Genomic DNA, 19769 nt, shown 5'->3' with positions numbered 1-19769 from the left:
AAAACCATGGAAGCACTTTTCATATTTATCTTAAAATCAAGCGGACTGTTGGCAACTTTTTATTTTGCTTACGTTTTACTGCTTCGCAAAGAAACATTTTTTAACAGCAGTCGATGGTTTCTACTTGCCGGACTGTTAACTTCTGTAATTCTTCCATTTGTAGTTTATACCAAAGTAATCTGGATTGACCCTGCTCCTGCTCCAGTGGTTACGGTTCAAAATGTTGCTATGCCCGCAGAAAACATCAATTTATCTACAACGGATGTTCAATATCCGAACGCTTCAGTATCGCAAGAAACTGTACAGCAGGAAAGTTTTGAAATTAATTGGAATTGGGTTTACTTGTCTATTTATTGCTTCGGATTTACGGCGTTTATGATCAAATTTGCTCTGGATTTTTACAGTCTAAATTCGGTTTTAAAGAATAGACAAATCAAACAGCAAGAAGATTTTAAATTTGTGGATGTTACCGAAAATATTGCGCCTTTTTCTTACTTCGATTATATCGTGTACAACTCATCACTGTACACTCCAATTGAGCTGCAGAATATCTTAGAACATGAAAAAGTACACAGTGATCAAAAACACACTATAGATGTACTGCTTTCAAGAATTTTCTGTATTCTGTTTTGGTTCAATCCCATTATGTGGCTTTATAAAAAGGCAATTCTTCAAAATCTAGAATTTATTGCCGACAGCGAAGCCGCAAAAAAAATTACCGACAAAAAAGCGTATCAATACACACTGCTGAAAATTACAACGCACGATACCTGCGTTGCCATCACCAATCATTTTTATCAATCATTAATCAAAAAACGAATTGTTATGTTAAACAAAAATCAATCAAAAAAGACGAACTACTGGAAGTATTACGCCGTAATTCCAGCACTTGGAGCCTTTGTTCTGTTGTTCCAAATTCAAACCATTGCACAGGAAAGAAAACAGAAAAACGGAACCGAAACTATTATTCAAAAAGATACAGTAAAAGAAACGAAAGAACTGATTACCATTACGAAAAAGACATCTGATAAACAGTTACAGGATTTAAAAGAGAAACTAAAAACAAATCACAATCTGGATTTTAATGTTTCTGAAGTTAAAAGAAATACTGACGACGAACTGACTTCAATACAGCTTCAGGTAAATCCTGAAAACGGCAAAAAACAGATTGTTAGTATGAACGGGAACAAGGCTATTAAAGATTTTACATTGGTAATCGGTACCGATACTAATGGTGCAAAAAACATCAGTATAGATGGTCTTAAGCCACCGACACCGCCTAATGCGCCAACGCCTATAAACTCAGAAAAAGTGGTCGTAAATACTTATTCAGATTCTTATGCCACACCACCTACTCCACCGATAGCACCAGCTTTTCCACAAGGCCCAATGCCAAAAGTTCCAGTTATTGATATGTCAAAAATGCCAAAAGCTCCTTTAGCACCATCAAATCCAAATGATAAAGCGGCAATGAGAAAATTTGAAACCGATATGGCCGAATTTGAAAAGAAAATGGCAGCGTTTGAGCCTGATATGAGAGCTTTTGAAAAAGAAATGGAAGAAGTGATGTCTAAGCGCACTGTTATCTTTGAAAAAGAAATGGCTAAATATGAAATTGCTATGGAAAAATATGCAGCTGAAATGGAGAAATATCAAGGAGAAATGAATCAGACTTTTAGTTACAATTTCAACATGGACTTTAATGAAAAAGAGGCGAAGCTTCAGGCTGATGAGATGAGAAAACAGGCAGAAATCATGAAACAACATGCTAAAGAAATGAAAAAACATGCCGACGAAATGAGAAAACAAGAAAGAAAATACAGCAGTAAATCTTAATTTCTAAAATTATAAAATAAGTATGAAACCAGTGCGTTAAAACACTGGTTTTATATTTTTAGTTAATCTCAAATACGATTTGAATTTTTAGAAAACAAAAACAAATCAATATGAAAAAAATAGTTTTACTCATTATTTTATCTTTTTCGTTTGCTCTGACAGCACAATACAAAAAGACTGGTGCCGAAAAAGATGTTTTCATTGCAATGGATAAAACGGCTTCGATTTTAATTCAGAAATCAAAAGCTAATTCCGTTTCTATTGGAGTAGTAAAAGATGGAAAAACTTACATTAGACATTATGGTGAAATAGACAAAGAAATGGACAATATAGCTACAAATAAGACCGTTTTTGAAGTCGCATCGATTACTAAATTGTTTACAGGTTTATTGGTTGCTCAGGCGGTAACTGAAAAAAAAATTAGTCTGGAAGATGACATTCGAAAATACATTACAGGATTGTATCCAAATTTGCAATATAACGGAACACCAATTACGATAAAAGATTTAGTATCGTTTAGAACCGGCTTTGACAAAGACCTTCCTGATAATTCTGAACTGAGAAAAAACCGCAACGACACTAGTTATATTGCTTTTAAAAAAATGGATGAGCAATACAATAGAGATACGTTTTTTGAAGATTTAAAAAACATCAAACTTGACACTTTACCTGGAACTAAATTTAAATACAGCAACGGAAGCGTAAACTTGGCAGCGCACATTTTAGAAAATGTATATCAGAAAAGCTATGAAACTTTATTGAAAGAAAATATATTTTCGAAACTGAATATGCAGTCTACAGGAATAAATCTCAATGAAAAAATTGTTATAGCAAATGGCTACAATAAAAAAGGGATTTTAATGCCTAGAATTTCTGATAATCTCTGGAAAGCTGCTGGAGGTTTAAAATCTTCTTTAGATGATCTTACTAAATTCATTCAATATGAACTTAATACCAAAAATAAGATTATACAGGAATCCCAACGAAATCTGTTTAACAGCTCCACTACATGGAATGGCTATTTTTGGGATTATATAGAAGTTGACGAAAACGGGCAAAACTGCTGGAAACATGGCGGCGCCTTTGGCACTCAAAATATGATGTTGCTTTATCCTGAAAGAAATCTTGGTTTTTCTATTATTCTAAACATAAGCGACGAAGATACTGCCAATGTTTTGGGCGAAGCGGTTATAACTCTCTCTAATGAGCTTTTAGCAGCGAACAGCCCACAAACCGGAATTTATGGTTATAAACTGATTAACGATGATGTCGTTTTTACATATATTCATGACAAGGCATTGAATTCAGATTTGGTAAAATCAGTATCAATTGCCGGCTCTTTTGACAATTGGAATCCGAAGGATGAAAAATTTCAAATGGTTCGGAAAAACAAAAACACTTTTGAATTGAAAATCCCAAGGAAACAATTCGAAAAAAACAAAACCTATCTGTTTAAATTTGTTATCAATAAATCGGGCTGGATCGAAGCGCCTGTAAATGCAATTAATGCAGAAAAAGGAGGCGATAAAAACCTCATTATGATCTTGCAATAAACTAAAACCCAAAAGACTTTGTTATTCAGCAAAGTCTTTTTTATATCTTTGCAAAAAAATCTATGTTTAAAATCTTAGCCAAAATAAACAAATTGATTCTGCCTAGTTTTACCAAACAAGGTTTAGATATTTCTAAAGCAAAAAAATGGCAGATGGCTATTATTGGATATCGTGCTTACGTAACCAAACGTGCTTTAGGATAGCATTTTCAATTTTACCTTTCTAAATCAGTTACAATGCAGTGTCATATGCATTGCCAATTGTCATTTTGAGTTACCTTCATGAAAAACAAAGAATTTAATATCCCTGCAATTCCAGCGGTTTTACTGGCAATTTTAAGTGTTCAGTGTGGCGCGGCAATTGCAAAAACTTTATTTCCAGCGCTTGGTGCCGCAGCAACTGCTTCTATAAGAATTGGGGTTTCGGCCATCATTCTTCTTATTGCCTATCGCCCGAATTTAAAGAAAATTACTCCTCAACAATGGAAAATCGTTGTGCCTTACGGTTTATCGTTAGGTGCCATGAATTTGGTCTTTTATTATGCTATCGAAAGAATTCCGATCGGGCTTGCAGTAACTTTAGAATTTATCGGACCATTATTAGTTGCCATATTCGGTTCAAAAAGATTAGTTGATTATTGTTGGGTTCTTTTGGCTGCAATTGGAATCTTGCTTATTGCACCATGGAACAATGCCAAAATTGATTCTATTGGTGTTGTTTTTGCTTTGTTGGCTGGTGCATTCTGGGCAGCTTATATTATTTTAGGAGGCAGAATTTCTAAAATAATGAATGGCGGGCAAGCTGTATCAACCGGAATGTTATTTGCAGCAATCTTAATACTTCCGTTTGGTTTCTTAGGAAACGGATTAACCAATCTCACTCCTACATTCTTCGGTATGGGAGTTGCTTTGGCGCTTTTGTCCAGTGCAATTCCGTTTACATTAGAAATGAAAGCTTTAGGACAGTTGCCTCCAAGAACTTTCAGTATTTTGATGAGTTTAGAACCGGCAGCAGCTTCAATCTGTGCTTTTATCTTTTTGTATGAAAAATTAAGTTTCTACGAAATTCTTGCGGTAGTTTGTGTCGTTATTGCATCTGCGGGAAGTACACTTACGGCTAAAAAATAAAAAAAATAAAAGCACCTAATCTGTTATATTTAGTGATACTTTTTTATTATTTTAACCCGTTGGGTGAAATAGAACAAAATAGATTCATTCAAGAATTAAAATCTAATTTGATCTGCTGAAATCCTTTAAAATCTGCGTGAAATACTTTTGCTTATAAATTTTTCACGCAGATTCATACAGATTAAAGCAGATTTATATCTGAACTGATTTAATAGAATTGAAAAAAAATAATTTCACCCAACGGGTTATTTTATATTCTCATAAATGAATTCAAACAAAAGTCCTGTGGCATTCGGGACTTTTGTTTGAATTTGAATTTTACAAAAAATTTAAAATCAATTAATTGGATTCTGGCAAACGATCGGATTCTGATTTATTTCTGTTGAAACGATAGACTACTGTAAGGTTTATATAACGGCCTTGCGATTTATATTCAGATTTGAGTTTATAGAATTCTGTCGAAGTTTCTCTTTTTCTAATCTGAGAATCGAAAAGGTTATTTACATTCAGGGTCAATGACATTTTGTCTCCAAAAAAATCTTTGCTCACACCTGCGTTTGCACTATATTGAGATTCTGTAAGGGTTTGAACTCCTTGATTTTTGCCTCGATATCTAAAACTAAAATCTCCAGAAATAATTTTAGGGAATTTGACCACAGATCTAAAACTTGAAAACCAAGTCTGATCTTGTGCATTGTAAACTATATTCTTATAGTTTCCTTGCTGCTTAAAGCTGTAATAATTAAAATCTAAAGACAATCTCAACCAATTAAAAGGATTATAAACTGTAGCAACTTCTGCTCCATAACGTTTTTCTGTACCCAGATTTACAGGTGTGTTGATGAAATAATTCTCATCTGTGCGTTCTACGATATATTCAAAAAAGTTAGTTGTATGTTGGTAATAAATGGATGGATTGATGCTCAGTTTTCCTGGCTTTGCCAAAACTGTTAATTCAAATGAATCTGTAAACATGGGATCCAAATCTGGATTTCCGATAGTCAGGTTTCTCAAGTCTGAAAGTCCAGAAAACGGATTCAGTTGCCAAAATCTCGGACGATTGATACGCTTGCTATAACTTAATTGCAAGTCTGTTTTCTTCGTTAGGTTGTAAACGAAATGGGCGGTCGGAAATAAATTAATATAATTTTTTGAATTATTGAATGTATTTTTAGTATCCGAAATTTTTATGTCTGAAAGCTCTGAACGCAATCCTAACAAATAATTGAACTTTTTAAATCGGCCTGAAAACTGAAAGTAAGCGCTGTATAAATTTTCACCGTATTTCAATTTATTCGTAAACTGGTCTTGCTGTACATTATCTAAAATTGTGTAATAGTCACTTCTAATGGCGCGTAAATCACTTCTTACTCCCATTTCGATTTTATAATTTTCGCTAAGCGGATTTACAAAATCTGATTTTATAAAAATATCGTTACTTCTCTCAATATCATTCGTATATAAATTGGAAACTGGCGATTGATCAGGAAATATTCGTTGCTGGTCAATGTATTGGTTTTCATCATCATTCCAAAAAACATACTGCACGCTAGAAGTCCATTTTTTGTCTTTCTTATTAAATGTTTTTACATAATTTGCTTCAAAAGCATTGTAAATCTGAGGTTCTTCATACCTTTCAAATCTAGAGATAATACTGTCCGTTGTATTGGCAGCATTTGAATAGTTATAGGTGTAACTTGTGAAATCTTTGCTTTTATTATGATCTCGATAATAACTCGCGGTAAGCGTATTTTTGTCATTAATATAATAATCACCTCCTACATAAATACTGGTTGTTTTACTGCTTCTCTTACTGTCATTAAACTGATTCAGAATTGTTGTCACGCCATTGTTTATGTTTTGCTGCCATAATTTATTAGAACCATAAATATCTATTTCACGATATCCGACATTTCCAAAAAGATTTATTTTTTCTGTCTTATAACTGATATTGGCATTGACGTTATAATTTGAAGGATGCCCTGCTCCTGCCTGAAATGATCCATTAAATCCCTTTGCGCTGTTCTTTTTCAGAATAATATTGATGATGCCGCCTCCACCCTGCGCCTCGTAAGCCGAAGATGGATTGGTAATTACTTCAACCTTTTCAATATTAGCAGCAGGAATTTGTGACAAGCCATTGTTGGCCGTTAACATAGAAGGTTTTCCGTTAATTAAAATAGTCACACTGTTGTTTCCTCTAAGGCTTACAACTCCGGCAACATCAACATTTACAGAAGGAACATTGTTCAAAATATCATTTGCAGAACCTCCGCGAGATAAAATATCTTTTCCGACATTAAATACTTTTTTATCCAGTTTTAATTCAACCGCCGATTTTTCACTGACAACATTTACTTCTTTCAATTCATTGATACTTTCTTCTAAAGAAATATTTCGTGTCAGATTCTGATTCAGATTAATGTTTTCTGATGTAAAAGTCAAGTAAGAAACAAAAACTGCTTTTAGCTGGAAATTTCCAGAAGCATTTTTAAGAATATAATTTCCATTTTCGTCTGTTGTCGTTTCTTTAATTTTTTGAGAACCTGACATTAAAATTATAGACGCAAACGGAATAGGTTGTTTTGTTTTAGAATCAACAACATTTCCTTTTATAATAAATTCTACCGATTGTGAGAAAGCGGTAAATTTAAAAACTAAAATAACGAGTAATAGTGCAAACTGTTTCATTTTGTTATGGAGTTAAGAATTTGATACAAAACTCTATTTTAATTCCACTCAAAATTTTCGCACATGACATAAGGAATACAAATAGCGGCAAACAAGGACAAAAAAGCTATTAATCAATTTCAGCTTTATTTTTTACTTGTTCGTGTTTATTTTTTCTCTGTTTGTCGACAACTGGTTTTCTCTATACAAATAAACTGTAACTTTGAAACATGTCACCATTTGAAAAACTCATCAGCTTTGCTTCGGCATACCGTATTACGGCTCACGTCATATTTTGGACGGCCATTTTCATTATGTTTTTTACTACAAACACTTCATCAGATCCTCATGAACTGCGAGTAGATGTTTTATATACACTTTATTATGAAGTGTTTTCCATAACAGCTGCGTACTTTTTATCGTACAGGATTCTGCCGCGCTTAATGACGCCTCAAAATCATTCATGGGTCTGGGCAGAACTTATTATTGGCAGTTACCTCATTTCAGTAATTGCGCGAATCGTAATGATTTACTACTTGGAAACATTTGTACGAAAAGGGGATTTTAATCAAGAACCTATCTCAGAAATCCTGACCGATATACCCACTTTAATTGGAGCCTATTTGCTGCATATCTTCTCTTTATCACTCTTCTTTGTTTTCATAAAATTAATTAAAGACCAATACATTATTCAGAAAAGATCTTTATTGCTTGAAAAACAAAAAGCCGAAACGGAATTAAAGATTTTAAAAGCACAGTTAAATCCTCATTTTCTATTTAATACGCTAAACAATATTTATTCTCTTTCAATTATAAATTCTCCTATAACTTCACAATCAATTGCCGTTTTGTCTGAAATTTTAGATTGCATTTTGTACCGATGCAGCAGTACTTATGTGCCAATATCGCAAGAAATCACATTAATTGACAATTATATTTCACTTGAAAAACTGCGTTACGACGAACGTTTGAGCGTGACTTTTAATCACCACACAGATCAAAACAGATCAATTGCCCCTTTAATATTACTTTCATTAGTCGAAAATGCCTTTAAACACGGAGCTGGAGAAGATGTTGGAAGTTCCCCAAGAATAGAAATTGATTTAAAATTATTGAATAACAATTTTGAGTTTACGATTCGAAATTCAATTAATAATATTGAATCTGAAGTAGAAAGCGGTAAAATTGGCTTGAATAATATTACGCAACAATTGGATAAAATCTATCCTGGAAATTATACTTTTAACGTAACCAAAACTGATGCAGATTTTACTGCACAGCTCAAAATAAATCTGACAGCAAATAATTTAGCATCATGAAAATAAAATGTTTATTAGTTGATGATGAGCCATTGGCAATCAGTTTAATGCAGAATCATATCAGCAAATTAGATTATTTGGAAATTGTAGGCACTTGTTCAAATGCATTGAAAGCAGCCGAACTTTTGAGAACAACTTCCGTAGATTTAATGTTTTTGGATATTAAGATGCCACAGATAACTGGAATCGATTTTTTAAAAACATTGAGAAATCCACCAGCAGTTATATTTACAACAGCTTACCGCGAATATGCCTTAGAAAGCTACGATTTGGATATAGTTGATTATCTTTTGAAACCCATAACTTTCGATCGCTTTTTTAAAGCCACCGATCGTTATTTAAGAATCAATGCTCCGGTAAATAATAAAATCATTACACCGTCTCAAGAAGATTTCATTTATATTAAAAACGGACCAAAGTTCAATAAAATAAGTGTTGATTCAATTTTGTATATCGAAAGCGTAAAAGATTATATTATCGTTCACCAAAAAGACGGAATAAAGCTAAATGCTAAATATAAAATCAGTGATATCGAAATAGAACTTCAGAGTAAAAATTTTCTCAGAATTCATCGTTCCTTCATCATCAATTTAAAAAACATTACAGCCTTTACAGCTTATGATGTCGAAATCGGTACTATTGAAATTCCGATTGGAGCGAGTTACAAAGAGTATGTTTTTAAAATGCTTAAAAGCAATTAACAAAAAAGACCTGCGTTTACGACGCAGGTCTTATAATAAGGACATTCTAGTTTATTATATTTAACTTTTTGGAAGCAGAACAGCGTCTACCACATGAATAACTCCATTTGACTGATTCACATCTGCAATGGTAACTTTAGATTTATTACCATTCTCATCACTAATATATAAATCTTTTCCTTTCATCCAAGCTGTCAAAGTACCGCCGCTTACTGTTTTAATAGAAGCTTTTCCTTTACCGTCTTTAATCGCCTTTGCAATATCCGCAGCACTCCATTTTCCAGCAACAACATGATAGGTTAAGATAGTTTGTAGTTTCTTTTTGTTTTCAGGTTTTAATAATGATTCAACAGTTCCTTTTGGAAGTTTATCAAAAGCTGCATTTGTTGGTGCAAAAACGGTAAATGGTCCTTTGCCTTTTAAGGTTTCTACTAAATCAGCCGCTTTTACTGCAGCAACCAAAGTTGTATGATCTTTGGAGTTTACGGCGTTTTCTATAATATTTTTGTTTGGATACATTGCCGCACCTCCTACCATTACAGTTTTTTGAGCGAATGATGTAAATCCGAATGCTAAAGCTAAAATAGTTGTTGTTAAAAATTTTCTAGTTTTCATAATAATTGTTTTTAAGTTATAAGCTCATTTACGCCTAAAATCTCACTTTGGTTTTCATTATTATTTTATTTTGGTTATTAATTACCAAAATCCCTGTAAAATCAAGACTTTAGAAATATAAAATATTTACAATATTTTCTACAATTAAATTAATTATCGTAAAAACTTTATCATTATCTTTAGTAAAAATTCATTAGCCATGCAAAACCTTCCCAAAAAAATCAGAAGCAGAAAACTAAATTCGATAGTTGATTTAACGGCTATGGTAAGTGTTTCTTTTCTCTTGATTATATTTTTTATGGTCGCAGCCGAATTGCGAAAACCGAAAGTAATGGATTTAAGTCTCCCTACTCCTTCCTCAGAAGAATTCGATTGTGTTTTACACTGCTATCCCACTGGAGCGAATCGTACTATAACTGTATTGCTAGACGACAAAGATAAAATTATTACCTATTTTGGAAATTTGTACACTCTAATAGAAAATCCAAAAAAGATAGATTATGGCAAAGATGGTATTCGTAAAGAGTTATTTCAAAAGAATAAATCTATTCGAGAATATAGTGCTGCAATAGGAAGACCAAAATCAGGAGCAATTGTTATTATTAAGCCAAGCAAAAAAAGCAATTTTAAAAATCTTGTTGACATTTTAGACGAAATGGCAATAGCAGGAATTGATACGTATGCTATTGTGAATGATTTTAGTATTGAAGAAGAAAAACTATTAGCGTCCAATTAAAATATAGATTATATGAAAAACCTTCCTCAAAAAGTCAGAAGCAGAAAACTAAATTCAAGAGTCGATTTAACCGCAATGGTAAGCGTTTCTTTTTTGCTAATTATATTTTTTATGGTTGTTGGGGAATTGTCGAAACCAAAAATAATGGATATCGCCTTACCCGATAACGATTGGGGTTGTGGAAGATCCTATGGTTGCAGTAAGGGAGTTGAAGAACGCGTAATTACAGTTATGCTTGATGAAAATGATAAAATAATAATGTATTGGGGACTATTTGATTACCCACAATTTACTCTTAAAAAAATGGAATATGGAAAAAATGGAATTCGTAAAGAATTAAAAGAAAAGCAAAAAGCAATACTTGAATATTCTGCTTCAACAGGAAGACCAAACCGAGGAGCTATCGTAATCATAAAACCAAGTAAAAAATCTAATTTTAAAAACCTGGTAGATATTTTAGATGAAATGGCAATTGCCAAAATCGACACTTATTCAATTGTAAACGATTTTACTCCAGAAGAAGCAAAATTATTAGCTTCTAGATAACTCAGATTAGCTTAAACCTAAAGTCATGAAAAACCTTCCTCAAAAAGTCAGAAGCAGAAAACTAAATTCAAGAGTCGATTTAACTGCAATGGTCAGCGTTTCTTTTTTATTGATTATATTTTTTATGGTTGTTGGAGAATTATCAAAGCCTAAAATTTTAGATTTAAATGGAGGCAGCGAATGTTGCGACTGTCCAGTTCCTCATTATGGAGAAAACAGAACATTTACAATTATATTAGGATCAGATGACAAATTAATCTATTATGCTGGACTTTTGGAAGCTCCAAAAATAGAACCGCAAATAACTAAATATGGAAAAGATGGTATTCGTAAAAGAATAGCAGCTTATAACAATGCTACATTAAAATATGCTGCACAACTAGGCAAACCAGGAAGGAGTATTTCTGTTATTATAAAACCTACAAAGAAATCCAATTACGGAAATCTAGTAGATATTCTAGACGAATTGAAAATTGCCAACATCAATTCTTATACAATTCTTCCAGAATTTACACCAGAAGAATCTAAGTTGGTAACTTCAAATTAATTCAAAAAAAAATTATCATTTAGACAAGGTTCTTGTTTTTAAAGAAACAATTTTAAAAGTCCAAGGGAAAAAAAAACTTTGTGCCTTCGTGCCTTTGTGGCAAACATAAAAAAACAAAAAAAGTCCCACATTTCTGTGGGACTTTCTATTTACAAAAAAGCTAAGAATTATTTTTTCTCAGTTTTTTCCATTTTAGCTTTAAGAGCAGCTAATACATCATTGTTGTCACCTAAAGTCGCAGCTGGTGCGTTAGTAGATGCAGATGAAGTATTTTCAGTAGCAGCTTTTACGTTCTTCTCTTCTTCTTCTCTAAAGATAGCAGTGTGAGAAGCAACTACTCTTTTGAATTCTTTGTTGAACTCGATTACTTTGAAATCAGCTGTATCACCTTTTTTCAATTTCTTTCCGTCTTCTTTTTCAAGGTGACGAGTAGGAATGAAAGCAACGATATCATCTCCGAATTCTACAGTAGCTCCTTTGTCAACGATTTCAGAAATCTCACCATTGTGGATAGTTCCTACAGCGAAAGAATCTTCGTATTGATCCCAAGGATTAGCAGTAGTTTGTTTGTGACCTAAAGATAATTTACGTCCTTCAACATCTAATTCTAATACCACTACATCAAGTTTTTCACCAACGTTTACAAACTCAGATGGGTGTTTAATTTTCTTAGTCCAAGAAAGGTCAGAAATGTAGATTAATCCATCAATTCCTTCTTCTAATTCTACGAAAATACCAAAGTTTGTAAAGTTTCTAACGATACCTGTATGTTTAGAACCTACTGGGTATTTAGAAGTAATGTCAGTCCATGGATCTTGAGTTAATTGTTTGATACCTAATGACATCTTACGATCATCTCTGTCAAGAGTTAAGATAACTGCCTCAACAACATCTCCAACTTTCACGAAGTCCTGAGCAGAACGTAAGTGAGTTGACCATGACATTTCAGAAACGTGGATTAAACCTTCAACACCTTCAGCAACTTCGATAAATGCACCGTAATCAGCGATTACAACTACTTTACCTTTTACTTTATCTCCAACAGCTAAGTTAGCATCTAAAGCATCCCATGGGTGAGCGTTTAATTGTTTCAATCCTAATTGAATTCTTGTTTTCTCATCATCGAAATCAAGGATTACAACGTTTAATTTTTGGTCTAATTCAAGAACTTCACTTGGGTGATTGATTCTGCTCCAAGAAAGGTCAGTAATGTGAATTAATCCGTCAACACCACCTAAGTCAATGAACACACCATAAGAAGTAATGTTTTTAACAACACCTTCTAATACTTGTCCTTTTTGTAATTGACCGATGATTTCTTTTTTCTGTACTTCAATATCAGCCTCGATAAGCGCTTTATGAGATACAACAACGTTTTTGAATTCGTGGTTGATTTTTACCACTTTGAATTCCATCATTTTGTTTACATATACATCGTAGTCTCTAATTGGCTTAACGTCAATTTGAGATCCTGGTAAGAACGCCTCGATACCGAATACGTCAACGATCATACCTCCTTTAGTTCTGCATTTAACAAAACCGTTAACGATTTCTCCAGTTTCATTAGCCGCAATAACTCTATCCCAAGATTTGATAGTACGTGCTTTTCTGTGAGATAATACTAATTGACCTGTTTTGTCCTCACGGATGTCGATTAATACTTCTACTTTGTCACCTACTTTTAAATTTGGGTTGTAACGAAATTCGTTTAAAGAAATAACACCTTCAGATTTAGCATTGATATCAACGATAACGTCTCTATCTGTAATTCTAACAACAACTCCTTCAACTACTTCTTCTTGATCTGTAGCGATGAAAGTTTTTGATACTAGTTCTTCAAACTCTTGCAAGTTTTTCTCATCTACTGCATCGATTCCTTCTTGGAAGTTATGCCAGTTAAAATTTGCTAAAAACTCTTCTTGTGATTTTGTTTGTTCAGACATGCTGATAAAAAAATTTGTATTCTGCTTTTCTCGAGTTTCTCTATGCGATAGAAAATACAGAAGTTGTTTTACATAAATAGTTGATTCCTAATGGAAACTCTTCTCCGCCAAAAGGTTTGCAAAATTACTACAAATATTTGTAATTACAAATAGTTGCCCCATTTATTATTTTTCTGATAATAATTTTGATAAATCATTATTAATCAAAATATACTCTACAATTTGATCACTATCAAATGAAATATTGCCTTTATCGTCTACGACAGATGTTTTATTTTCTACAGATAAGTAGTTTTTTCCGGATTTAGACTTATAAAGCGTAAACACACTGTGGCTCTCCTCTTTCTTATCAACACCACTACTCAATCCATCAAAACCTTCATTATTATTGGCTAAAAGAGCAGCAAGTATCTGATTTCTGTTTTCTATGTAACTAAAAGCCGGTAATACAACTTCTTCATACCAAGAATTAGTAGATTCTGAAAAAGGCTTTTTAGCTTCTAAATACGGAAGGAAACACGAGATACCAACAACAATAAGAAATTCAATAGCCCAAATAACCCATAGGAAAGTTCCAGAGATTGTCGCACTGCGTATCCCCCATGTACCATATTGATTGACCTGACCAATATAATCAAAAACTAAATCAGGCCTTAAGATTAATGAAAAAACCTGTAGAAACTCAATATTACTTACTGTAAATCCGAGCTTTTGATCCCCATAACTTTCTCCTGCATTAATCACCAAATCAATCCAGATTGCCCAATGAAGATATAAGGCAACAAGCGCTCCTACCAACCCGATGATAAATCCTAAAAACGGATTTCTCACTTTACCTTTTTTTATTACAAGCCAAGACAGTACAAATCCGACAAGAAAGCCAAAACCTATCGTGATGAAAAAGTTTATATATACAAAAGGAATATACCAAATACAGTAAGCATAAATTAATCCTAGTACAGGAAATGCTATAAAACTGGCTAGCAAAAAACATAAAATAAAAGTTGGCGAAAATTTGCCTGATGGTTTGTAAAATTTGTCCATAAATTATAATGATTTGAATTATTTCTTAACCTAAATATGGCTTGAAAGCAATAATCCGGTTTTTGGAACACCTAAAACTTATTAAAAACTTTCTTACCAAAATAACTACAAGATTAACATTAAAATATGAACTTACAAAATTGAAAGGTTCTTAATTGACGAGAAGCAGCTCTATCAGGCTTTTAAGAACGTGAGGTCCCGCTTTCGCCCATATCTTTTATGCCGAACCCCGGCAAAAAAGGATATCTGGCTCTATCGGGGCTAGCTAAGATTGTTTAATTTTCAAAAGATTACATCAAATAAAACCTGATGGTTCTAAAGAAATTTCAGGTTTACTATGCGAAACTATATTCTTAAAAATTTTTATTCCTTTGTGGAGAAAATTTTTCATTTACATTCAACAGATTTTTCAAATATGAAACAAGAGAACACAAATTCATTCCTATCAATAGTATTCATATCAATATTGGGATTTTCAACTTTTATGATATTGCTTTTTATATTTGAGTTTAAAGATAATTATCAAATTATTAAACACGAAAAAGAGTTCAAAAAAATTAAAGTAAAAATTGATTCTACAAAAACATCCTCTACCAGAAGCGGAACTAACTCATCATCTTCATCATCAACTACTTTTTACTTCAAAAATGGAAGTTTAAACAATCAGGACATAAAAGGAGTTATCTTAAATCACCAATCATACGAGCAAGAAATATACGAATACATGGCAAAACACCAAGATTCACTGCATATATGGTATCTAGACAATGTCATTTCAAAGTTTGCTTATGAAGATCAAAAGAAAATAAACATTTCGGAAGAAATTGAGAACAACAACAAAATGAAAATTTTCTTTTTTGTCTATATTATTTCTCTATTAGTATATATAAAGTTCAGAAACAAGATTTAAAAAAAGATGTCATTAAAACAAACCCGACATGTTCAAAACTGTCGGGTTTACTATAGCAACATCTTTGTCAAAGCTTAAAAACTAGACAAAAATTACACGTTAAATAATTTAATGACTCAACTTTTCAATTTCCTGCGGATTGTGTTTGTGCTTGAATAAAAACGCAAAAGCAATCGCAATAACCAAAGCATATACTGCAAAAGACAGCCATATGGTATGCCAATCTTTCATTAAAACAGGATTTGAAAAAGCACCATCAGCAGCAATCGAATTTCCTTGACTTTTTACAAATTCCAGCATTTTGCCATTAGACGAATCGGTCTGCAAGAATCCTGCTAATTCGCTAGAAGTACTAAAAGATTTTGTAAAGAAACGGTCAATTGCCCAGCCCGATGTAAGACTTCCTAGAACTGCTCCTACTCCATTAGTCATCATCATAAACAAACCTTGTGCAGAAGAACGTATTTTAGAGTCTGTATTGCTTTCAACAAATAATGACCCAGAAATATTAAAGAAATCAAACGCCATTCCGTAAACAATACAAGATAAAATAATCATCCACAAACCGCCAACTGGATCTCCAAAAGCAAACAATCCAAAACGCAGTACCCAAGCCAGCATACTGATAAGCATTACTTGTTTGATACCAAAACGTTTAAGAAAAAATGGAATCGCTAAAATAAACAGAGTCTCAGAAACCTGAGAAATAGACATAATAATCGTAGAATATTTGATTACAAATGAATCTGCATATTTAGGAAAATGTTTGAATTCATCCAAAAACACATCACCATAAGCATTTGTCAATTGAAGCGCTCCTCCTAAAAACATTGAAAAAACGAAAAACAAAGCCATTTTGTAATTTCCAAACAACTTAAAAGACTCCAAACCAAGAGCTTCTATCCATGATGCATTTTCCTTGATCAAGCGCTGTGGTTCGCATTTAGGAAGCGAAAAAGCATAAATCCCTAATACCAAAGCACCGATTCCGGCAATATAAAACTGATATTCAGTTGCTTTGCTTCCTGACAAATTGGTAATCCACATCGCCGCAATAAAACCAATTGTTCCCCACACACGAATCGGTGGAAAATCTTTTACAACATCTTTATTATTTAATTTGAGTGCAGTATAAGAAATCGAATTACTCAATGCAATTGTTGGCATGTAGCAACACATTGCCAAAAGCATCACAACAATAAAAGTATCCGGAGTTGTGACTTGTGTGATTCCAAACAAAACTAATGCATATAAAATATGAAGAAAACCATATAATTTTTCAGCATTGATCCATCTGTCAGCGACAATACCCGTAAGCGTAGGCATGAAAAGAGAAGCAATTCCCATGGTTCCAAAAACAAGTCCAAACTGAGTACCTTCCCAATTCTTTGTCCCAAACCAATAATTTCCTATTGTGATAAGCCATGCTCCCCAAACAAAAAATTGAAGAAAGCTCATTAAGATCAATCTGTTTTTAATTCCCATAAAATGAATTTGTCTTTTAATAAAAATGAAGCGGTAAATCTAACATTAAAAATATTATCTGCAAAAAATTACGCTGTTTTAACAATATCTTCTACCAATTCCAAAACAACCTGAAACTGTTCTTCTTTGCTTAAATAAGAATTATCTATCTCAATTGCATCCTTGGCTATTACAAGCGGAGAATCTTCACGATGGGTATCCAGATAATCTCTTTCTTGTACATTTTTCAAAACTTCTTCGTAAGTTACATTATCACCTTTTTGTTGCAATTCATCAAAACGTCTTTGTGCTCGGGTTTCTGCAGTTGCAGTCATAAAAATTTTCAATTCAGCATCCGGAAAAACCACAGTTCCGATATCTCTTCCGTCCATTACAATTGCTTTGTTTGTCCCCATTTCTTGCTGTTGTTCTACCAGTTTTGAACGCACTTCAGAAACTTCGGCAACCTTGCTCACAAAACTTGAAACCTCAATCGTTCTAATTGGTTTTTCAACATTTTCACCATTCAGATACATTTCTGCAAAACCTAAGTCAGCATTAAACTTAAACTCTAACTGAATTTTAGGCAAAGCTTCAATCAATGCTTTTTTATCAAAGAAATCAGCTCCGATATATTGATTTTGCATCGCAAAATAAGCAACGGCACGATACATCGCTCCTGTATCTACATATACATACTCCAATTGTTTTGCCAGTTGTTTTGCCAGAGTACTTTTTCCTGTTGATGAAAATCCGTCGATAGCAATTGTAATTTTTTTCAATTTTTAAGTTTTAAAATTCTTAATTCTAATTAAAGAGAGACAAAGCAAGTGAGGCCGATATTTCTAAAATACAGCTTCAAAATTACGCTTTTAAATCTTCCGCAAATATAATGATAGTGTGATTAAAGATTCATAAAAATGAAAAACAATCTTTAAAAAACAATCCAAAAAAAATGCTACTCCCAATTGACAAAATCCGTCAATGACAATAGCATTTAGTATTTTTTTTATTTGACTTTATTAATAGTAAATATCCATAATAATATTCGACTTAGAACTATCAATTATCTTTTCTATTCTTTTGAAAAACTGCTCATTTACCATCGGACAGCCATGACTGTTGCTTATGTAATAATCCTGTTCAGCATAAGGAACTGCCGAATAATGATGCAACACTATTGCACGTTTTACAGCATTGTTGTTTGTTTCTTCTAAACCAGCAAGCCGATAAGCTTTTCCAAAAATACCTTTGTAGTTTTTACCGATTGCGTATCTGCCAAGGGCTGTGCAGTTTGAATTTAAAGTATTACTAAATTTCAAAACGCCTTTTACTCCTGTCTCCGAACCAGAACCGTGTGCGACAAGTCCTTGGTCTATAACTTCATTTTTTTCTAAATCATAAATAAAAAATCTGTTTTTTCCAGAAGGAACCTTCATATCGACTAAAAAAACAATTTTTGAATTGTATTTAGAATCAGAACTAATCATATTTTTAATATCGACTATTCTGGTGTTTATCCTTTCAATCTCAATGGTTGAAAGTGCATCATCTTCATTAAAATAGAGGTTTGAACCCGTAAAAAAACCCGCAGTCATAAACAGAAATAAACTGATTATTTTCATATAAGTTACTGAAAATTTAAAATTAGACCAAAAAGACTTGTATTAGCTGCCAATGTATATCTAGAATATGAATAGTTAAATTTCAACTTATTCATTTTTAAACCAAACCCTAATGAGATTCCTGAAAAATTGCGTTGTTCCTCAACTCTTAATTCTTCCCCTCTTCTAAAATTATATCCTAAACGAAAATTAAATGCTTTTTTAGGAAAAAGCTCTACCCCAAAAACCACATGCCTAAGAGCATTATTTACAAATGAGACTTTTTCGTTGCTTTTTGATCCGTCAATGTTGGTTTCACCACGTACAGGGTTCGAAAAAGAGATATTCCACTGCTGCAGGTTTTCTAACGAAAGATGCCAGCGAATGGGTACATGCTCCAACTCTTGTGAAACGCCAGCAACAATTTCAAAAGGTAAATTTTCTTTAATTCCAGAATAAGTAGTGAACTGCGTTCCAATGTTTCGAATTACCAACGCCAAATTCAAATCGTTTCTTTCATTCAAATACAAAAAACCTAAATCTATAGCGCCTCCAATAGAATTATAACTTTCTAAAGTTGAAGTTATTAGCTTTGCGTTGGATCCAATATAAAAATCAGTGTACGGAATATTGTAAGCGTATCCAACCGTTAGTGCTCCTTCGCTTCCTGTAAAGTTAGAAGTAGCTTGTCCGTTTTCATCATAACCTTCAAACGAGCCATAATTTACATAACTCACTCCCGCATAAAATGTTTGCAGATGACGATCATAAGTATATGCATACGAAGCAGTTCCGTAAGAAGCTTCTCCATAATAACTGCCGTAATTAATTGCCAAATGATTATCCATATCTGCGTTTATAAGTGCAGGATTAGACATGGCCTGATTAACATCTTCATCATAAATTGTAATAATATCTCCTCCTAACGCTGCCTGTCTTGGCGAAGTGGTCAAATTCAAAAATTGATAGGTTGAACGCCCTCCAATCTGCCCGAATGAAATCGAACAAACTAGTAGCATAAAAAACAAAACATAGTGTTTTAACATTCTTTTTTTGGCGTTCCTATATGGGAATAACGCAAATACAAATATAAAATTATATAACTTATAAAATAAATTTTATAACTAACTGTTTTTCAACAATGATAACACAAA

At 33.0% G+C, this 19769-nt stretch carries 18 protein-coding genes; 10 read left to right on the top strand and 8 right to left on the bottom strand.

Annotated elements, in window-relative coordinates:
• Window positions 1–6 precede the first annotated feature (6 nt).
• The 4 genes from ACFFLS_RS19660 to ACFFLS_RS19645 all read left to right on the top strand — a co-directional run bounded on the left by ACFFLS_RS19660 (window position 7) and on the right by ACFFLS_RS19645 (window position 4516).
• Window positions 7–1836 (top strand): M56 family metallopeptidase, encoded by a 1830-nt coding sequence (locus ACFFLS_RS19660; protein ID WP_379686819.1) that lies wholly within the window; start codon window positions 7–9, stop codon window positions 1834–1836.
• Between the two features lie 110 nt (window positions 1837–1946).
• Entirely contained in the window at window positions 1947–3389 is a 1443-nt protein-coding gene (locus ACFFLS_RS19655) for a serine hydrolase (protein ID WP_379686817.1), read from the top strand.
• Between the two features lie 62 nt (window positions 3390–3451).
• On the top strand, window positions 3452–3592 hold the full coding sequence (locus ACFFLS_RS19650) for an SsrA-binding protein (protein WP_135222732.1): 141 nt from the start codon (window positions 3452–3454) through the stop codon (window positions 3590–3592).
• A gap of 78 nt (window positions 3593–3670) precedes the next feature.
• Window positions 3671–4516: an EamA family transporter gene (locus ACFFLS_RS19645; protein WP_379686816.1), complete on the top strand. Its 846-nt coding sequence runs from the start codon at window positions 3671–3673 to the stop codon at window positions 4514–4516.
• Window positions 4517–4855: 339 nt separating this feature from the next.
• On the opposite strand, the gene ACFFLS_RS19640 is transcribed toward ACFFLS_RS19645, so the two are convergent.
• Entirely contained in the window at window positions 4856–7207 is a 2352-nt protein-coding gene (locus tag ACFFLS_RS19640) for a TonB-dependent receptor (RefSeq protein ID WP_379686814.1), read from the bottom strand.
• Window positions 7208–7416: 209 nt separating this feature from the next.
• On the opposite strand from ACFFLS_RS19640, the gene ACFFLS_RS19635 reads away from it, so the two are divergent.
• A complete protein-coding gene (locus ACFFLS_RS19635) occupies window positions 7417–8505 on the top strand; it encodes a sensor histidine kinase (RefSeq protein WP_379686812.1) in 1089 nt (362 codons plus the stop codon).
• Window positions 8502–9206, top strand: coding sequence for a LytR/AlgR family response regulator transcription factor (locus ACFFLS_RS19630; RefSeq protein ID WP_379686810.1), 705 nt, complete (start codon window positions 8502–8504; stop codon window positions 9204–9206). Before ACFFLS_RS19635 ends, ACFFLS_RS19630 begins: the two co-directional genes overlap by 4 nt.
• A gap of 60 nt (window positions 9207–9266) precedes the next feature.
• Here the strand turns inward: ACFFLS_RS19630 and ACFFLS_RS19625 are convergent, their stop codons facing one another.
• Window positions 9267–9821 carry a fasciclin domain-containing protein gene (locus ACFFLS_RS19625; RefSeq protein ID WP_379686809.1) on the bottom strand — a complete coding sequence of 185 codons (555 nt, stop codon included), beginning with the start codon at window positions 9819–9821 and terminating at the stop codon, window positions 9267–9269.
• A 199-nt stretch (window positions 9822–10020) separates the two neighbouring features.
• Here ACFFLS_RS19625 and ACFFLS_RS19620 point away from each other — a divergent pair, with 199 nt between their 5' ends.
• Genes ACFFLS_RS19620 through ACFFLS_RS19610 form a run of 3 tightly spaced genes read left to right on the top strand, consistent with a single transcriptional unit; the run spans window position 10021 to window position 11650 of the window.
• Window positions 10021–10557, top strand: coding sequence for an ExbD/TolR family protein (locus ACFFLS_RS19620; protein ID WP_379686807.1), 537 nt, complete (start codon window positions 10021–10023; stop codon window positions 10555–10557).
• Between the two features lie 12 nt (window positions 10558–10569).
• Entirely contained in the window at window positions 10570–11103 is a 534-nt protein-coding gene (locus tag ACFFLS_RS19615) for an ExbD/TolR family protein (RefSeq protein WP_379686805.1), read from the top strand.
• A 25-nt stretch (window positions 11104–11128) separates the two neighbouring features.
• Entirely contained in the window at window positions 11129–11650 is a 522-nt protein-coding gene (locus ACFFLS_RS19610; RefSeq protein WP_379686803.1) for an ExbD/TolR family protein, read from the top strand.
• A 167-nt stretch (window positions 11651–11817) separates the two neighbouring features.
• On the opposite strand, the gene rpsA is transcribed toward ACFFLS_RS19610, so the two are convergent.
• A complete protein-coding gene (gene rpsA, locus ACFFLS_RS19605) occupies window positions 11818–13593 on the bottom strand; it encodes a 30S ribosomal protein S1 (RefSeq protein WP_379686802.1) in 1776 nt (591 codons plus the stop codon).
• A 165-nt stretch (window positions 13594–13758) separates the two neighbouring features.
• Window positions 13759–14637: a hypothetical protein gene (locus tag ACFFLS_RS19600; protein ID WP_379686800.1), complete on the bottom strand. Its 879-nt coding sequence runs from the start codon at window positions 14635–14637 to the stop codon at window positions 13759–13761.
• A gap of 415 nt (window positions 14638–15052) precedes the next feature.
• Here ACFFLS_RS19600 and ACFFLS_RS19595 point away from each other — a divergent pair, with 415 nt between their 5' ends.
• The gene (locus ACFFLS_RS19595) at window positions 15053–15547 is read left to right on the top strand and encodes a hypothetical protein (RefSeq protein ID WP_379686799.1); all 495 of its coding nucleotides are present in this window, start codon (window positions 15053–15055) and stop codon (window positions 15545–15547) included.
• A gap of 108 nt (window positions 15548–15655) precedes the next feature.
• Here ACFFLS_RS19595 and ACFFLS_RS19590 read toward each other — a convergent pair whose 3' ends face one another.
• The 4 genes from ACFFLS_RS19590 to porQ all read right to left on the bottom strand — a co-directional run bounded on the left by ACFFLS_RS19590 (window position 15656) and on the right by porQ (window position 19661).
• Entirely contained in the window at window positions 15656–17032 is a 1377-nt protein-coding gene (locus ACFFLS_RS19590; protein WP_379686797.1) for a nucleoside permease, read from the bottom strand.
• 68 nt (window positions 17033–17100) lie between these two features.
• Window positions 17101–17793: a (d)CMP kinase gene (gene cmk / locus ACFFLS_RS19585; protein ID WP_379686795.1), complete on the bottom strand. Its 693-nt coding sequence runs from the start codon at window positions 17791–17793 to the stop codon at window positions 17101–17103.
• 240 nt (window positions 17794–18033) lie between these two features.
• Window positions 18034–18636 carry a murein L,D-transpeptidase catalytic domain-containing protein gene (locus tag ACFFLS_RS19580; protein ID WP_379686793.1) on the bottom strand — a complete coding sequence of 201 codons (603 nt, stop codon included), beginning with the start codon at window positions 18634–18636 and terminating at the stop codon, window positions 18034–18036.
• Window positions 18637–18641: 5 nt separating this feature from the next.
• Window positions 18642–19661, bottom strand: a complete 1020-nt coding sequence (porQ, locus tag ACFFLS_RS19575) for a type IX secretion system protein PorQ (protein ID WP_379686792.1) — start codon at window positions 19659–19661, stop codon at window positions 18642–18644.
• Window positions 19662–19769 lie beyond the last annotated feature (108 nt).

It is taken from the genome of Flavobacterium procerum (assembly GCF_042431625.1).
Classification (GTDB): domain Bacteria; phylum Bacteroidota; class Bacteroidia; order Flavobacteriales; family Flavobacteriaceae; genus Flavobacterium; species Flavobacterium procerum.
This window is presented reverse-complemented; position numbering and strand designations above follow the sequence as displayed.

Coding starts and splice junctions, on each gene's coding strand:
- ACFFLS_RS19660 (WP_379686819.1), top strand. CDS start 7: ATGGAAGCACTTTTCATATTTATCTTAAAATCAAGCGGACTGTTGGCA.
- ACFFLS_RS19655 (WP_379686817.1), top strand. CDS start 1,947: ATGAAAAAAATAGTTTTACTCATTATTTTATCTTTTTCGTTTGCTCTG.
- ACFFLS_RS19650 (WP_135222732.1), top strand. CDS start 3,452: ATGTTTAAAATCTTAGCCAAAATAAACAAATTGATTCTGCCTAGTTTT.
- ACFFLS_RS19645 (WP_379686816.1), top strand. CDS start 3,671: ATGAAAAACAAAGAATTTAATATCCCTGCAATTCCAGCGGTTTTACTG.
- ACFFLS_RS19640 (WP_379686814.1), bottom strand. CDS start 7,207: ATGAAACAGTTTGCACTATTACTCGTTATTTTAGTTTTTAAATTTACC.
- ACFFLS_RS19635 (WP_379686812.1), top strand. CDS start 7,417: ATGTCACCATTTGAAAAACTCATCAGCTTTGCTTCGGCATACCGTATT.
- ACFFLS_RS19630 (WP_379686810.1), top strand. CDS start 8,502: ATGAAAATAAAATGTTTATTAGTTGATGATGAGCCATTGGCAATCAGT.
- ACFFLS_RS19625 (WP_379686809.1), bottom strand. CDS start 9,821: ATGAAAACTAGAAAATTTTTAACAACAACTATTTTAGCTTTAGCATTC.
- ACFFLS_RS19620 (WP_379686807.1), top strand. CDS start 10,021: ATGCAAAACCTTCCCAAAAAAATCAGAAGCAGAAAACTAAATTCGATA.
- ACFFLS_RS19615 (WP_379686805.1), top strand. CDS start 10,570: ATGAAAAACCTTCCTCAAAAAGTCAGAAGCAGAAAACTAAATTCAAGA.
- ACFFLS_RS19610 (WP_379686803.1), top strand. CDS start 11,129: ATGAAAAACCTTCCTCAAAAAGTCAGAAGCAGAAAACTAAATTCAAGA.
- rpsA (WP_379686802.1), bottom strand. CDS start 13,593: ATGTCTGAACAAACAAAATCACAAGAAGAGTTTTTAGCAAATTTTAAC.
- ACFFLS_RS19600 (WP_379686800.1), bottom strand. CDS start 14,637: ATGGACAAATTTTACAAACCATCAGGCAAATTTTCGCCAACTTTTATT.
- ACFFLS_RS19595 (WP_379686799.1), top strand. CDS start 15,053: ATGAAACAAGAGAACACAAATTCATTCCTATCAATAGTATTCATATCA.
- ACFFLS_RS19590 (WP_379686797.1), bottom strand. CDS start 17,032: ATGGGAATTAAAAACAGATTGATCTTAATGAGCTTTCTTCAATTTTTT.
- ACFFLS_RS19580 (WP_379686793.1), bottom strand. CDS start 18,636: ATGAAAATAATCAGTTTATTTCTGTTTATGACTGCGGGTTTTTTTACG.
- porQ (WP_379686792.1), bottom strand. CDS start 19,661: ATGTTAAAACACTATGTTTTGTTTTTTATGCTACTAGTTTGTTCGATT.